The 14,424-nt window shown below is 69.0% G+C and carries 14 protein-coding genes and 1 pseudogene; 12 read left to right on the forward strand and 3 right to left on the reverse strand.

All coding sequences use genetic code 11. The features are described from left to right. Nucleotides 1-155: 155 nt before the first annotated feature. Complete coding sequence (locus CKW34_RS03760; protein WP_059384280.1) at nt 156-1,520, forward strand: cation:dicarboxylate symporter family transporter; 1,365 nt, start codon at nt 156-158, stop codon at nt 1,518-1,520. A gap of 70 nt (nt 1,521-1,590) precedes the next feature. Here CKW34_RS03760 and CKW34_RS03765 read toward each other — a convergent pair. Continuing rightward, nucleotides 1,591-1,905 (reverse strand): annotated as a pseudogene (locus CKW34_RS03765) (fumarylacetoacetate hydrolase family protein); the annotation flags it as partial. Between the two features lie 184 nt (nt 1,906-2,089). Here CKW34_RS03765 and CKW34_RS03770 point away from each other — a divergent pair. Genes CKW34_RS03770 through bluB form a run of 3 tightly spaced genes read left to right on the forward strand, consistent with a single transcriptional unit; the run spans nt 2,090 to nt 4,237 of the window. Beyond that, complete coding sequence (locus CKW34_RS03770) at nt 2,090-3,034, forward strand: DUF1801 domain-containing protein (RefSeq protein WP_162232232.1); 945 nt, start codon at nt 2,090-2,092, stop codon at nt 3,032-3,034. A gap of 47 nt (nt 3,035-3,081) precedes the next feature. After that, nucleotides 3,082-3,576 (forward strand): glutathione peroxidase, encoded by a 495-nt coding sequence (locus CKW34_RS03775; protein WP_016695454.1) that lies wholly within the window; start codon nt 3,082-3,084, stop codon nt 3,574-3,576. 1 nt (nt 3,577) lies between these two features. Further along, nucleotides 3,578-4,237 carry a 5,6-dimethylbenzimidazole synthase gene (gene bluB, locus CKW34_RS03780; RefSeq protein WP_059384279.1) on the forward strand — a complete coding sequence of 220 codons (660 nt, stop codon included), beginning with the start codon at nt 3,578-3,580 and terminating at the stop codon, nt 4,235-4,237. Between the two features lie 108 nt (nt 4,238-4,345). Here bluB and CKW34_RS03785 read toward each other — a convergent pair whose 3' ends face one another. Beyond that, nucleotides 4,346-6,472 carry an oxidoreductase gene (locus CKW34_RS03785; protein ID WP_059384278.1) on the reverse strand — a complete coding sequence of 709 codons (2,127 nt, stop codon included), beginning with the start codon at nt 6,470-6,472 and terminating at the stop codon, nt 4,346-4,348. Nucleotides 6,473-6,610: 138 nt separating this feature from the next. Here CKW34_RS03785 and CKW34_RS03790 point away from each other — a divergent pair, with 138 nt between their 5' ends. Together CKW34_RS03790 and CKW34_RS03795 are read left to right on the forward strand one after the other, a co-directional pair. Next, a complete protein-coding gene (locus CKW34_RS03790) occupies nt 6,611-7,315 on the forward strand; it encodes a DUF2334 domain-containing protein (protein WP_059384277.1) in 705 nt (234 codons plus the stop codon). A 58-nt stretch (nt 7,316-7,373) separates the two neighbouring features. Continuing rightward, nucleotides 7,374-9,017: an FAD-binding dehydrogenase gene (locus tag CKW34_RS03795; RefSeq protein ID WP_059384276.1), complete on the forward strand. Its 1,644-nt coding sequence runs from the start codon at nt 7,374-7,376 to the stop codon at nt 9,015-9,017. Nucleotides 9,018-9,032: 15 nt separating this feature from the next. Here the strand turns inward: CKW34_RS03795 and CKW34_RS03800 are convergent, their stop codons facing one another. Continuing rightward, nucleotides 9,033-9,677, reverse strand: a complete 645-nt coding sequence (locus tag CKW34_RS03800) for an MBL fold metallo-hydrolase (RefSeq protein WP_006551826.1) — start codon at nt 9,675-9,677, stop codon at nt 9,033-9,035. A gap of 30 nt (nt 9,678-9,707) precedes the next feature. Here CKW34_RS03800 and CKW34_RS03805 point away from each other — a divergent pair, with 30 nt between their 5' ends. The 6 genes from CKW34_RS03805 to CKW34_RS03830 all read left to right on the forward strand — a co-directional run bounded on the left by CKW34_RS03805 (nt 9,708) and on the right by CKW34_RS03830 (nt 14,376). Then, the gene (locus CKW34_RS03805; RefSeq protein WP_059384291.1) at nt 9,708-10,598 is read left to right on the forward strand and encodes an LLM class flavin-dependent oxidoreductase; all 891 of its coding nucleotides are present in this window, start codon (nt 9,708-9,710) and stop codon (nt 10,596-10,598) included. Nucleotides 10,599-10,724: 126 nt separating this feature from the next. Beyond that, complete coding sequence (purS, locus tag CKW34_RS03810; RefSeq protein ID WP_006551824.1) at nt 10,725-10,970, forward strand: phosphoribosylformylglycinamidine synthase subunit PurS; 246 nt, start codon at nt 10,725-10,727, stop codon at nt 10,968-10,970. Further along, nucleotides 10,967-11,644 carry a phosphoribosylformylglycinamidine synthase subunit PurQ gene (gene purQ / locus CKW34_RS03815; RefSeq protein WP_059384275.1) on the forward strand — a complete coding sequence of 226 codons (678 nt, stop codon included), beginning with the start codon at nt 10,967-10,969 and terminating at the stop codon, nt 11,642-11,644. Before purS ends, purQ begins: the two co-directional genes overlap by 4 nt. A gap of 343 nt (nt 11,645-11,987) precedes the next feature. Beyond that, complete coding sequence (locus CKW34_RS03820) at nt 11,988-12,338, forward strand: VOC family protein (protein WP_059384290.1); 351 nt, start codon at nt 11,988-11,990, stop codon at nt 12,336-12,338. 71 nt (nt 12,339-12,409) lie between these two features. Next, nucleotides 12,410-13,705 carry a M18 family aminopeptidase gene (locus CKW34_RS03825; RefSeq protein ID WP_059384274.1) on the forward strand — a complete coding sequence of 432 codons (1,296 nt, stop codon included), beginning with the start codon at nt 12,410-12,412 and terminating at the stop codon, nt 13,703-13,705. Between the two features lie 80 nt (nt 13,706-13,785). Further along, a complete protein-coding gene (locus tag CKW34_RS03830; protein WP_016695412.1) occupies nt 13,786-14,376 on the forward strand; it encodes a Uma2 family endonuclease in 591 nt (196 codons plus the stop codon). Nucleotides 14,377-14,424 lie beyond the last annotated feature (48 nt).

Below are 14,424 nucleotides of genomic sequence, written 5' to 3' on the forward strand. Positions count from 1 at the left end.
ATGCCGGTCACCGCCCGGGCGCGGAGAGGCCCTACCAGGGTTCCGTAGTACCCGACCGAACCACGGTCGATTCCCGAGTCCTCGCCGGTGCGTCACCGCATCCCGTTATCCGTGAACATCGCGCGAAGAGCCCGCGCATGATCGAAGGGCACTCCATGAGCACCACAACCGTGCGTGGCGAGAAACGCCGCGACCGCACCCACTGGCTGTACATCGGCGTCATCATCGCTGTCGTCGCCGGTATCGCCGTCGGATGGCTGGCCCCGGAGACAGGCAAGTCGCTCGGTGTCCTCGGCACCATGTTCGTCGACCTGATCAAGATGATGATCAGCCCGGTGATCTTCTGCACCATCGTGCTCGGCATCGGGTCGGTCCGGGCGGCGGCGAGTGTCGGCCGGATCGGTGGACTCGCGCTGGTCTACTTCGTGGGCATGTCGACCGTGGCGCTCGCGATCGGCCTCGGTGTGGGCAACCTGCTCGACCCGGGCTCGGGTCTGACCCTCGATCCGGCCAACGCCGGTTCGGGTGCCGAACTCGCCGAGAAGGCGCACGCGGCCGGCGGCACCGTCGACTTCATCGCGTCGATCATCCCGACCACCCTGCTCTCCGCGCTGACCGCAGGCAGTGTCCTGCAGACCCTGTTCGTGGCGCTGCTCGTCGGTTTCGCGATCCAGGGCATCGGCAAGTCGGGTGAACCGATCCTCCGCGGTATCGCCCATCTGCAGAAGCTCGTCTTCCGCATCCTGACGATGATCCTGTGGCTCGCCCCGATCGGTGCGTTCGGCGCCATCGCCAACGTCGTCGGTCAGACCGGACTGAGCGCGGTCCTGCAGCTCGGTGTGCTGATGATCGCCTTCTACCTCACGTGCGTCGTGTTCGTCTTCGGCGTCCTGGGATCGCTGCTGCGGGCCGTCGCCGGTGTCTCGGTGTTCAAGCTCGTGAAGTACCTCGCCCGCGAGTACCTGCTCATTTTTGCGACGTCGTCGTCGGAATCCGCGCTGCCGCGCCTGATCGCCAAGATGGAGCACCTCGGTGTCCAGCGCACCACCGTCGGCGTGGTCGTGCCCACCGGCTACTCGTTCAACCTGGACGGCACCGCCATCTATCTGACGATGGCCGCCCTGTTCGTCTCCGATGCGATGGGCAGCCCCCTGAACATGGGCGAGCAGCTCTCGCTCCTGCTGTTCATGATCGTCGCCTCGAAGGGTGCGGCCGGGGTCACCGGTGCCGGGCTGGCGACGCTGGCCGGCGGTCTGCAGAGCCACCGTCCCGACCTGCTCGACGGCGTCGGCCTGATCGTCGGTGTCGACCGGTTCATGTCCGAGGCGCGAGCCGTCACCAACTTCTCCGGCAATGCCATCGCGACCCTGCTCATCGGCACCTGGACCCGGTCGGTGGACCGTGAACGCGTCGACGAGGTGCTCAGCGGACGGCTGCCGTTCGACGAGAGCATGATGGTCGACGATCACGAGCCCGCTCCCGAGCGCGAACCCGCGAACCTGGAGAAGGTCTCCGTCTGATCCGGCATCCGCTACGACAATGGCTGTCCGCTACGGAAATTTCCGTAGCGGACAGCCATTTCTGTAGCGACTACGCGCCGGCGGCGACGAAACGCTGGTGCAGTTCGCCGATGCCGTCGATCCAGCTGTCGAGCCGCTCACCGGCGCGCAGGTAGCGCTGCGGGTCGCGGCCCGTGCCCACACCGGCGGGTGTGCCGGTGAAGATCACGTCGCCCGGATGCAGGGTGACGTTGCGCGACAGCTCGGCGACCATCGCGGGGACGGAGAAGATCATCTCCCGCGTGTGGCCCTTCTGGACCTCCTCGCCGTCGATCGTGCACCCCAGTTCCAGATCGTCCGGGTCGGCGAACTCGTCGGGGGTGACGAGCCACGGACCCTGCGGGGTCGTAGTTCAACCCGACCGCGAAGACCTGACGGGGCGCGGGGGAGGGTGGGCTCGAGCCGTAGCGGGGACATCGAGGACGAGTTCGACCGGGTCTCCTGATCGCACTCTCCTGTCGGAGCGATGCGGCATAGTTCGGGGAAGAAGCCACGCAACGCTCTTCAACCGCACAACTTCGGGAGTCGCTGTGAAGAACCGAGCTCGATTCGTCGATGTCGAAGGCCGTCCCGCGATCCGCTTCGAGCGGGAGTACCCGTATCCGCAGGAACGATTGTGGAGCGCGGTGACCGACCCGGCCGAACTCTCCCGATGGTTCCCCGCCGCCGTCGACATCGAACTGCGCGAAGGCGGCACGATCACCTTCGCCGACGAGCCCGGCGCCGAGCCCACGAAGGGCACGATCCTGGCGTGCGAGTCACGCGGCAGCCTGTCCTACACGTGGGAGGGCGACGAACTGGGATTCACGCTGAACCCGACGCCGCAGGGCTGCCTGTTCGTCTTCGTCAACGTCCTCGGCGACCGGGAGACCGCCGCGATGGTCGCCGCGGGCTGGACGGTCTGCCTCGACGAGTTCGACGCCCTGCCGGCAGGCGAACCGCCGTCGCAGGAGACCGACTCGGAGGCCTGGCGGCCGGTCTACGAGCTCCTACATCGCAGAAGGATTCCCGGCGGGTGCTCCCGTGCCGGGACAAGGAGGGGAGACCTCATGAGCGAGTCCGAGAAGGGCACCGGACCCAAGCTGTTGTCGGGTGGCAACCCGCAGATACCGAAGGGGATGGGCAGGGAACCGGTCGAGGCCTACATCGTGGCGATGCCCGAGTGGAAGCACGACATCGGCCGACGCCTCGACGAGCTGATCCTCGAGGAGGTCCCCGGCGTCCACAATGCCGTGAAGTGGAATCAGCCGCTCTACGGCACCGCCGACGACAGCTGGTTCCTCACGTTCCGCTGCTTCACGAACTACGTGCAGCTGAGTTTCTTCAGGGGGAGTTCACTCGACCCGCTGCCCGAGAAGGGGCCGAAGCATCCCGAGATGCGCTATCACGACATCCGCCGGCTCGAGGACCTCGACGAGGACAAGGTCCGGAAGTGGGTGAGGCAGGCCGCCGAGCTCCCGGGGGAGAAGATGTAGCACGCCGATGTTCGGGGGAGTGATCGGGCACACGATAGTTTGGAAACATGACCACGCCTCTCCAGGACATCCCGATCAACACCCTCTCGGGTGAACCCACGAATCTCGGCGCGTACGAGGGCCACGCGGTTCTCGTCGTGAACGTCGCGTCCAAGTGCGGGCTGACCCCGCAGTACACGGCACTCGAGAAGCTCGCGCAGGAATACCGCGACCGCGGACTGTTCGTCGTAGGCGTGCCGTGCAACCAGTTCATGGGGCAGGAACCCGGCACACCGGAGGAGATCCAGGAGTTCTGCTCCGCCACCTACGGCGTGACCTTCCCGCTGCTCGAGAAGATCGAGGTCAACGGCGAGAACCGGCATCCGCTCTACGCCGAGCTCACCAAGCACCCGGACGCCTCCGGCGAGGCCGGCGACATCCAGTGGAACTTCGAGAAGTTCCTCATCGCCCCCGACGGCACGGTCGCTGCGCGCTTCCGTCCCCGCACGGAACCGGATGCGCCCGAGATCCTCGACGCCCTCGAAGAGATCCTGCCGGCCTGACATGTTCGGCACCGAAGCGCGGGACGCGCTGTACGACATCATCCGCATGCGTCGCGACGTCCGTGCAGAATTCAACGGGGAACGGCTCGACGAGGACACGCTGATGCGCATCCTGCGGGCCGCCCACCACGCACCCAGTGTCGGCAACACCCAGCCCTGGGACTTCGTCGTCGTGCAGGACGAACAGCGACTGAAGGAGTTCGCCGAGCACGTCGCCGGTTGCCGACAGGCGTTCGCCGACTCGCTCCCCGAGGACCGGAAGAGCACCTTCGACCCCATCAAGATCGAAGGCATCGTCGAATCGGGGACCGGCGTCGTCGTCACCTACGACCCCGAACGCGGCGGCAAGCACATCCTCGGCCGCCACACCATCGACGAATCCGGCCTGTTCTCGGCCGTGCTGGCGATCCAGAACCTGTGGCTCGCCGCGACCGCCGAGGGACTCGGCGTGGGATGGGTGTCGTTCTACGAGGAGGACTTCCTCGCCGACTTCGTCGGAGTGAGCGCACCCGTGCGTCCCATCGCGTGGCTGTGCGTCGGCCCGGTCACGCGACTCCAGGAAGTACCCGACCTCGAACGGTTCGGCTGGCGCAAGGGTCGTCCGCTCGAGGAGGCCGTGCACCGCGACAGGTTCGCGGCGCCGGGCGACCGGGAGGCCTGATCCGACGGGTGGCGGCCGGTTCGTGAGTGCACGAACCGGCCGCCACCTACTGTTCTCACAGGTCGGTCGCCACCTGCCGCTTCACAGGCCGGTTGCCACCTGCTGTTCTCACAGGTCGGTTGCCACCTTCCAGGCACTGTGGATGGCGCCCTCGATGTAGTCCACCCGACCGGCGTCCCCGACGACGCGGACGTCGACACCCGAGCCGGCCAGTTCGTCGGCGAGCGGCGCCGCCGCCGACACCCCGGACGCGACGACGACCGTCCGGGCACGCACAGATCTCGTCTCCCCACCCACCGTGAACTCCACCGTCTCCGGCGTGATGCGCTGGACGGTCGCGTTGCGGTGCACCTCGACGCCCACCTCGCGCGCGTGCTTGACGGCGCTCCACCGGCGCGGCATCGCCATCGGCACCCCGAGCTGTTGCTCTTCGGCGAGCAGCGTCACCCGGCTGCCGCGTTCGGCGATGAACTCGGCCAGCTCCAGACCGACGAGCGACCCGCCGATCACGACGACGTCCTTCGCCATCGGCAGGAAACGCAGGAACCGTCGGCTCAGATCGCGGATCCTCCGAGGACTCGTGGTGATACCGGCGAGCCTGCCCACTCGGCCCATCACCCGCAGCACCAGGGACTGATCGGAGACGTCGCCCGCACCCGTCATGAGCGCACGCATGCTGTCGCCGGTGTGCACGTGCGGCAGGTCTCCGCCCGGCACGGTGGGACGTTCCCGCACGGCGCCCGTCGCGACGACCACCACGTCCGGCTCCAGGGCACGGATCGATGCGGCGGTGGCCTCGGTGCCGAGCCGCACGTCGATGCCGAGGCGGGTGACCTCGGCCGTCAGCCACTTCAGCAGCCGCTCGTTGTCGGGGGTGGTGAGGGTCGAGAACCACAGGGTCCCGCCCAGCCGGTCGGTCTTGTCCAGGACGGTGACGCGGTGCCCGCGTTCGGTGGCGACCCGCGCAGTCTCGAGGCCGCCCGGCCCGGCACCCACTACGACGACGTGCTTCGGCGCCGCAGTGCGGACGAACGGCACGAGCGTCTCGTTGCCCAGCGCCGGATTGACCGCACAGATGGGCGTGGCGTCCCAGAAGTTCTCCTGCACGCACACGTAGCAGTTGATGCACGGGCGGATCTGCTCGCTGCGCCCCTGCTCCAGCTTGGCGACGAGCGCGGGATCGGCCAGCAACTGACGTCCCATCGCGACGAAGTCGGTGACGCCCTCGGCGATCATCCGCTCGCCGACCTCCGGCAGCATGCGGCCGACGGTGATGACGGGGATCGACACCGCACGCTTGATGACCGCGGCGTCGGAGGTGTAGAAGCCGACCTTGTCCGGCAACGGACCGTCGGTGAAGTTCGCGAACGCGTTGAGCGCGGTGCCTGTGACGTGGAGGGCGTCGGCGCCGGCTTGCTCGAACAGCACTGCGGCCGCGGCGGATTCCTCGACGGTCAGGCCGTCCGTCTCACCGTATTCCTGCCCTGCCAGGCGCACGATGACGGCGAGGCGGTCGCCGACCTCGGCCTTGACCGCGCGGATCACCTCGCAGGTCAGCCGGGCCCGGTTCTCCAGCGACCCGCCGTATTCGTCGGTGCGCTGGTTCGTGTAGCGGCTGAGGAAGGCGCCGAGCACGTAGTTGTGGGCGGCGTGGATCTCGACGGCGTCCGCTCCGGCGGCGGCGACCCGGCCCGCGGCCTCGGCGAACATCCGGATCAGCCACTCGATGTCGCTCTCGGAGGCCTCGTTGTAGGTGGCCCGCGCACCACCCTGAATCGACGCCATGCGCTGCAGTTCCGCGGGCGTGCACTCGGCCATGGCGCTCATGTCGCTCGGCGGCTTCGGGATGCTCGGCACGAGCTGCGGCCGGCCCTGCAGGGTGTCGATGCGGGCGACCTTGCCGTGGTGCACCATCTGCACGCACAGCTTGCTGCCGGCCTCGTGGACGGCGTCGGCCAGCGCGCGGAGCCCGGGGACGAACCGGTCCTCGGACAGACCGGGCTCCTTCGTGCTGGTGCATCCCGCCGGATAGGCGACCGCGCAGCATCCTGTGACGATCAGCCCGGTGCCTCCGGCCGCGCGGGCGACGAAATGATCGATGTCGCCCTGCTCGATCTCTCCGTCCTCACAGAGGTTCATGTCCATGGCGGGCATCACCACGCGGTTGTCCAGCGTGATCGGCCCGATGGTGCCGGGGGAGAGAAGGCGCGTATAGGTCTGGTTCGGGACTGCCACGCCCGGACGGTATGCCCGGCCCCGTGTGGCCGTCGACACGGTCCCGATGAACGGGACGCGGATCTCCGGACCGAGTCTTCATCCGGACTTCCCGGCAGGGCAGGACGCCGTTCACCCGGGTGCAGCAGGCTCGGGGTCATGAGCGGACGGATGATCGTGTCGGTGTCGGGGATCCGGGACGTCACGCGCGACCTCGTGGACGCCTTCGCCCGCGAGACCGACGCGCGCGGAGTGCCGTTGTCGCTGTTCGTCGCACCCCGCCTGAAGGACCACTACCGCCTCGCGCGGGACCCGGCGACGCAGGAGTGGCTGCTCGAACGACGCGAGGGCGGCGACGCGATCGTGCTGCACGGTTACGACCAGGCGGCGACGAAGCGACGTCGCGCCGAGTTCGCGACGCTGCCCGAACACGAGGCGCGCCTGCGCCTGCTCGCAGCCGACCGCGTGCTCGAGGAGACCGGACTCCGCACCCGGCTGTTCGCACCACCGCGATGGCGCGCGTCGCCGGGCGCAGTGGCAGCACTTCCGCAGGTCGGTTTCCGGATGATGGCGGACCACGCCGGCATCCACGATCTGGTGACGGGCACCGTGACGAAGGCACGGGTGTACGGCCTCGGGGACGGTGCGGGGTCGGACGTGTGGCGTTGCCGCGCGATGGTGATGGGCGCGTCGCGGACGGCGCGGCGCGGGGAATTGCTGCGTCTGGCGATCGCCGCTCCGCGACTCGCCGAGTCCGGACCCCGGCAGGCGATCCTCGACGCCGTCGACCTCGCACTGCACCACGGTGCCGAACCGACCGTCCACGCCTGGCGGCCGCGTCCGTCGAACAGTCGCGTGGCGTGATCCCGCCGGGCCCGCCGGTGCTCCCGGTCGCCGCATCCGCTCGGTAATGTTGGCGGCCATGGACGCTGACGTGATCGTGGTGGGGGCGGGACTCGCGGGGCTCGTGGCGGTCGGTGAACTGATCGACGCCGGTCGCAAGGTTCTGCTGGTCGATCAGGAGAACTCGAACAACATTGGCGGGCAGGCCTTCTGGTCGTTCGGCGGGTTGTTCTTCGTCGACAGTCCCGAACAGCGACGACTCGGGATCAAGGATTCCTACGAACTCGCCCTGCAGGACTGGATGGGCACCGCCGGCTTCGACCGCGAGATCGAGGACCGCTGGCCGCGGCGCTGGGCCCAGGCCTACGTCGAGTTCGCCGCGGGGGAGAAGCACGCCTGGCTGAAGCAGCGCGGGCTGAAGATCTTCCCGATGGTCAACTGGGCCGAACGCGGCGGATACGACGCTGCGGGGCACGGCAACTCGGTCCCGCGATTCCACATCACCTGGGGCACCGGTCCGGGCCTCGTCGAGATCTTCGAGCGCAAGCTTCGCGAAGGCGTCGAACGCGGTCTCGTCACGCTGAAGCACCGCCACCGGGTCGACGAACTCGTCGTCACCGACGGAGCCGCCACCGGTGTGCGCGGGGCGATCCTCGAACCCACCGACGCGGCGCGCGGCGTGGCGTCCTCCCGCGCCGTCGTCGGGGACTTCGAGTTCTCCGCCGGAGCCGTCATCGTGACCTCCGGCGGTATCGGCGGCAACTACGACCTCGTGAAGAAGAACTGGCCGAAGCGGATGGGGGAGCCGCCGAAGCACATGCTCAGTGGTGTGCCCGCGCACGTCGACGGCCGGATGCTCGAGATCACCGAGAAGGCCGGCGGGAGCATCGTCAACCGCGACCGCATGTGGCACTACACCGAGGGCATCACCAACTACGACCCGGTGTGGCCCGAGCACGGCATCCGTATCCTGCCCGGCCCGTCGTCGCTGTGGCTCGACGCCACCGGTAAGCGGTTGCCGGTGCCGTTGTTCCCCGGCTTCGACACGCTCGGCACCCTCGAGTACATCGTGAGCACGGGCTACGACCACACCTGGTTCGTGCTCGACCAGAAGATCATCGAGAAGGAGTTCGGGCTCTCCGGTTCCGAGCAGAACCCCGACCTCACCGGGCGCAGCCTCCGCCTGCTGCTGCAGCGGGTCAAGTCGGGTGCACCCGGACCGGTCGAGGCATTCAAGGAGCGCGGGGTCGACTTCGTCGTCCGCGACACGCTCGCCGATCTCGTCGCGGGCATGAACGAGCTCACCCCCGAGGCGCCGCTCGACTACGAGCAGGTGCGTTCGGTGGTCGAGGCCCGCGACCGCGAGATGGACAACAAGTACACCAAGGACCTGCAGGTCGCGGCGGTGCGCTCGGCGCGCGCCTACGCACCCGATCGCGTCGTCCGCATCGCGGCGCCGCACCGGATTCTCGACCCGAAGGCCGGGCCGCTCATCGCCGTGAAGCTGCACCTGCTCACCCGCAAGACGCTCGGCGGGCTCGAGACCGACCTGTCCTCGCGCGTGCTGCGGTCGGACGGGTCGGTCTTCGACGGCCTCTTCGCGGCCGGTGAGGTCGCCGGATTCGGTGGCGGCGGCGTCCACGGCTACCGGTCGCTCGAGGGCACCTTCCTCGGCGGGTGCATCTTCTCGGGCCGGGCGGCGGGTCGCGCCGCCGCCCGCTGAACCATCTCCGCAGCGTCAGACCTCGACGCCGTCCTCGTGCGGCAGCACGCGGAATTCGGTGCCCTCCGGCGCCATCTCGCTGTACCGGCCGTAGAAGATGCCGCGACCGTTGTCGTTGACGATGCCCTGGTGGATCGGCACGGCGACCCGCGGGTTCACCGCACGCAGGTAGTCGATCGCCTCCCAGATCTTGAGCCACGGCGCGGTCGACGGCAGGGCCAGCACGTCGACGCGCTCGTGCGGGATGTACAGCGAGTCGCCGGGGTGCAGCAGCCGCGACGGATTCTCGTCGTCGCCGACGAGGAAGGCCGTGTTGTCGATGACGGGCATGTCGGGGTGGATCACCGCGTGCCGTCCGCCGGTGCCGCGCACGGTCAGCGAACCGACCGAGAACGAGTCGCCGGGACGCACCGCGGTCCAGTCGCCGTCGAGCAGGTTCGCCGACTGCGGGTCGGAGAACAGCTGCGCTCCGGGATTGGCCTCGAGGAGCGCGGGCAGCCGGGTGGTGTCGGCGTGGTCGGGATGCTGGTGGGTCACGAGGATCGCGTCGAGTCCGGTGATGCCCTCGAACCCGTGGGAGAAATTTCCGGGGTCGAAAAGGAGCTTCGCGCCGAGGTGTTCGACGAGGATGCAGGAATGGCCGAAATGGGTCAGTTGCATGTCGTCGAGTATGCCGTCGGAAGGAACCCGATGACCGACTACGGACAGGAACTCCGCTTCGGGAGCTTCCTCACGCCGTCCGCCGCCGATCCGGTGGGCGTCGTCGACCTCGCCCTGGTGTCGGAGCGTGCCGGACTCGACCTGGTGACGATCCAGGACCATCCCTACCAGCCGCGATTCCTCGACACCTGGACACTGCTCGGGTGGATCGCCGCGCGCACCACGACCGTGACGGTCGCGCCCAACGTGGCGAACCTCCCCCTGCGCGGGCCGGTGATCCTCGCGCGGAGCGCGGCCTCGCTGGACCGGCTCAGCGGGGGTCGCGTCGAACTGGGTCTAGGGTCGGGGGCCTTCTGGGACGCCGTCGCCGCGAACGGCGGACCGCACCGCAGCCCCGGCGAGGCGGTCGACGCGCTGATCGAGGCGATCGCTGTGATCCGCGCACTGTGGTCGGACGAGAAGGGCGCCGCCCGGATCGACGGCACGTACTACCACCTGACCGGCGCGAAGCGGGGCCCGTTCCCCGCGCACGATCTCGGTATCTGGCTCGGCGCCTACGGCAAGCGGATGCTCGACGTCACCGGTCGTTTCGCCGACGGGTGGCTGCCGAGTTCGTTCGCCGCCGGGCCCGAGAAGCTGGGGGAGATGAGCGCCCGCGTCGACGAGGGCGCGCACCGTGCCGGGCGTGATCCCGCCGCGATCCGCCGGCTCTACAACATCTCCGGCACCTTCGCGGACACCGCGGACGGGTCGTTCCTGCACGGACCGCCCGAGGTGTGGGCCGAACAGCTCGCCGAACTGACCCTGCGGCACGGGACCAGCACCTTCGTTCTCGGCAGCGACGAGCAGCCCGACCTCGAACGTTTCGCCGGCGAGGTCGCGCCCCGCGTGCGCGAACTGGTTGCTGCGGAGCGGCGTTGAACGGGCGTGACAGGTCTCGCACGAGAGGGACCTCGGCCGATGCCCGTCCCGGTGGCCACGGCCGGTAAACTGCTGGATGTCCGGTGTCCGTCCCCGGGCGCCAGCACTACTACCGAGGAGCAGCACGTGGCGCGTGTCGTCGTCGAAGTCATGCCCAAAGCCGAGATTCTCGACCCCCAGGGTCAGGCCATCACCGGGGCGCTGTCGCGGCTGGGCTTCGCGGGCGTGACCGACGTCCGTCAGGGCAAGCGTTTCGAGCTCGAGGTCGACGGCAGCGTCGGCGACGAGGAGCTCGAGAAGATCGCCGAGTCGTTGCTCGCCAACACGGTGATCGAGGACTGGGCCATCCGGCGGATCGACGGTGACGCATGAGCGCACGCATCGGAGTCATCACCTTCCCGGGCACGCTCGACGATGTCGACGCCTCCCGCGCGGTGAAGCTTGCCGGTGGTGAGGCCGTGAGCCTGTGGCACGGGGACGCCGACCTCAAGAACGTCGACGCGGTGATCGTGCCCGGCGGCTTCTCCTACGGCGACTACCTGCGCTGCGGTGCCATCGCCCGGTTCTCGCCGGTGATGGGCAAGGTCGTCGAGGCCGCTCAGAAGGGCATGCCCGTCCTCGGTATCTGCAACGGCTTCCAGGTGCTGTGCGAGGCGGGTCTGCTGCCCGGCGCGCTCACCCGCAACGCCGGTCTGCACTTCGTCTGCCGCGACGAGTGGCTGAAGGTCGAGTCGAACACCACCGCGTGGACCTCGCGCTACGAGGCCGGCGCCGAGATCCTCATCCCGCTCAAGTCGGGTGAGGGCCGCTACCAGGCATCGGAGAAGGTGCTCGACGAACTCGAGGGTGAGGGTCGCGTGGTGTTCCGCTTCGCGGGCGACAACCCGAACGGTTCGCAGCGCGGCATCGCCGGCATCTCCTCGGCGAACGGCCGGGTCGTCGGTCTCATGCCGCACCCGGAGCACGCCACCGAGGCGCTCACCGGCCCCAGCGACGACGGACTCGGCATGTTCTACAGCGTGCTGGACGCGGTCGTCAACGCGTGACCGTCTGACCGGAACTTCCGGCGAAGCCCCATCGACTCTCCCGTGTCGGTGGGGCTTCGCTCGTTCCGGGTTCGATGGATCCCGAACTCGAAGTCCCGGAACAGGAGAGACGGAACGAGGGACCCCGCCACCGTCCCGATCGGCTGCGGAATCCCTCGTCCCTACAACCCGGAGCTCGACCCCCCGATCAAGTCCCGGGCGCGATGTCGTCGTCATCCCCCATGCGCGACATCGCGGATCAGTCTGCCGGAGCCGAGTGGGCCTGTCCTGAGTAGGACTACCCAAATCGGGCCCCTCCATCGATGGGGCGTTGCGTGTCGGTCCCCGGCGGTACCGTCGCGTCATGACAGCGACCATCGCGATGATCACCTTCGACACCACCGATCCGGCTCCGCTCGCGACGTGGTGGGCCGAGCGTACGGGCGGCCGCATCGAGCAGGAGAACGACGGCTGGTTCGTCATCGTCGCCCTGCCCCAGGGCATCCGGCTCGGTTTCCAGAAGGTGTCCGATCCGACACCCGGCAAGAACCGCGTGCACCTCGATCTCACCGCTCCCGATCTCGACGCCGAGGTCGAGCGCTTCGTGCAGGCCGGCGCGAAGGAGGTCCACCGCGAGAACATGGGCGACGACTTCCGCTGGGTGACGCTCGCCGACCCCCAGGGCAACCTGTTCTGCGTCGCCGAGGGCCACTGAGCTCGGCGCGGAGAGAGCGGGGCGACTCTTTCGGTCAGCACTCCCACTGTCCGTGATGCGAAGATGCAGTCATGTCTTCCACGCGTGCCGATGCTCGGGGTCTCTGTAATTTCGTCGACCTGTCGCCGTCGCCGTTCCACGTCTGCGCCACCGTCGCCGCGGCGCTGACCGAAGCGGGCTTCGCCGAACTGCACGAGCAGCAGGCCTGGCCCTCCGAACCGGGACGCTTCTTCCTGGTGCGCGGCGGGTCGCTGATCGCGTGGAGCACCGAGGGTGTCGCCGACGATCCGGCCGCGCCCTTCCGCATCGTCGGTGGGCACACCGACAGCCCCAACCTGCGGGTCAAGCAGCATCCCGACCTCACGTCGGCGGGCTGGCGGATGGTGGGGCTCGAACCGTACGGCGGTGCGTGGCTCAACTCGTGGCTCGACCGCGACCTCGGGATCTCCGGGCGCTTCACCGTGCGCGCGGGGGAGACGACCGAGGACGTCCTCGTCCGCGTCGACGCGCCGGTCCTGCGGGTCCCGCAGCTCGCCATCCACCTGTCCGAGGACCGCAAGGGCGTCCAGCTCGACCCGCAGCGCCACGTGAACGGCGTCTGGGGGATCGGCACCGAACCGCGCTCGTTCATCGCGTGGGTCGCCGAGCAGCACGGTATCGACCCGGGCGCGGTGCTCGGCTGGGAGCTGATGACCCACGACCTTGCGCCGAGCGCGGTCGTCGGGCCGGGCCGCGACCTGGTCAGCGCTCCGCGTCTCGACAACCAGGGCACCTGCTACGCCGGACTGCACGCCCTGCTCGACGCCGCGGAGCACGTCGCAGCTCACGGTGGCCCGATGCCGCTCCTCGCCCTGTTCGACCACGAGGAGGTCGGCAGCATGTCCGACCGCGGCGCCTTCTCGGAACTGCTCAACACCGTCCTCGAACGGATCGTCCTGATCCGGGGCGGCAGTCGCGAGGAGTTCCTCCGCGCTCGCGCCGGCTCGATCGTCGCGTCGGGCGACATGGCGCATGCCACGCACCCCAACTATCCCGAGCGGCACGAACCCGCGCACCGCATCGCGGTGAACGGCGGACCGGTCCTGAAGGTGAACCAGAACCTGCGGTACGCGAGCGACGCGACCGGAGCCGGAGCCTTCGCGCTGGCGTGCGAGCAGGCGGGAGTTCCGTTGCAGCGGTACGTGCACCGCGCCGACCTGCCGTGCGGCTCGACGATCGGCCCGATCACCGCGTCGAGGACCGGCATCACGACCGTCGACGTCGGCGCCCCACAACTCGCCATGCACTCGGCGCGCGAGTTCATGGGCGCGGACGACGTGACGAGCTATGCGCAGGCCCTGACCGCTTTCCTGACCCCGGCATCGTGACCGCGTTCGCCCGCCCCGAAGCACCCGCCGGTGACACACTGAAGACGGTCGTGTCCGGTCGGAGAGAACGGGGGAATGCAGTGGACGTCCCGTCCTACCCCGATCATCTGCTGTCCCTCGCCGAGTGGTCTGCCCTGCCCGAATCCGACGGGCACCACGTGGAGGTGTGCGAGGGTGTCCTCGTCGCCGCGCCCGCGCCGGGAGCGGCACACGATCACGCCGCAGTGACCCTGGCGTTGCTCCTCGACGAGAAGTTGCCCGACGAGTGGTGCGCGCTCGGCGGCGTCGAGGTGCTGGTCGCGGAGAAGCCGTTGACCGTGCGGTGCCCCGACGTGATCGTCGTGGGACGCTCCCTCGTCGACGCCGACCCCGATCGGGCGCCGATCTCCGAGGTGAAGCTGGTCGTGGAGGTCACCGTCGACGGCACGGCCCGCACCGACCGGGTCACGAAGTTCTCCGAATATGCGGAGGCCGGCGTCCCGCAGTACTGGATCGTCGATCTCGGCGGGCCGCCGGTGATCGCCACCTTCACGCTCGTCGACGGGTGGTACCGATTCGACGGGGAGCACTCGGGCACCGTCACCCTCGATGCGCTGGGCACCGAGGTGGCCGTCACACCGTCGGAGCTCGTGCCCGCACCGGTGAACCCCGTCGCGCCTGCGCAGCGATAGACTGATCCGCGGCAGTTCCCGTCCGGCCTGCCGTTTTCGATCCCAGAG

The sequence above is a fragment of the Rhodococcus rhodochrous genome (assembly GCF_900187265.1).
Taxonomy (GTDB): domain Bacteria; phylum Actinomycetota; class Actinomycetes; order Mycobacteriales; family Mycobacteriaceae; genus Rhodococcus; species Rhodococcus rhodochrous.

Excerpts from the sequence above, each read along its gene's own strand:
- CKW34_RS03795 (WP_059384276.1), top strand. The coding sequence starts at position 7,374 with ATGGACGCTGACGTGATCGTGGTGGGGGCGGGACTCGCGGGGCTCGTG.
- CKW34_RS03775 (WP_016695454.1), top strand. The coding sequence starts at position 3,082 with ATGACCACGCCTCTCCAGGACATCCCGATCAACACCCTCTCGGGTGAA.
- bluB (WP_059384279.1), top strand. The coding sequence starts at position 3,578 with ATGTTCGGCACCGAAGCGCGGGACGCGCTGTACGACATCATCCGCATG.
- CKW34_RS03805 (WP_059384291.1), top strand. The coding sequence starts at position 9,708 with ATGACCGACTACGGACAGGAACTCCGCTTCGGGAGCTTCCTCACGCCG.
- CKW34_RS03790 (WP_059384277.1), top strand. The coding sequence starts at position 6,611 with ATGAGCGGACGGATGATCGTGTCGGTGTCGGGGATCCGGGACGTCACG.
- CKW34_RS03825 (WP_059384274.1), top strand. The coding sequence starts at position 12,410 with ATGTCTTCCACGCGTGCCGATGCTCGGGGTCTCTGTAATTTCGTCGAC.
- purQ (WP_059384275.1), top strand. The coding sequence starts at position 10,967 with ATGAGCGCACGCATCGGAGTCATCACCTTCCCGGGCACGCTCGACGAT.
- CKW34_RS03820 (WP_059384290.1), top strand. The coding sequence starts at position 11,988 with ATGACAGCGACCATCGCGATGATCACCTTCGACACCACCGATCCGGCT.
- CKW34_RS03800 (WP_006551826.1), bottom strand. The coding sequence starts at position 9,677 with ATGCAACTGACCCATTTCGGCCATTCCTGCATCCTCGTCGAACACCTC.
- CKW34_RS03760 (WP_059384280.1), top strand. The coding sequence starts at position 156 with ATGAGCACCACAACCGTGCGTGGCGAGAAACGCCGCGACCGCACCCAC.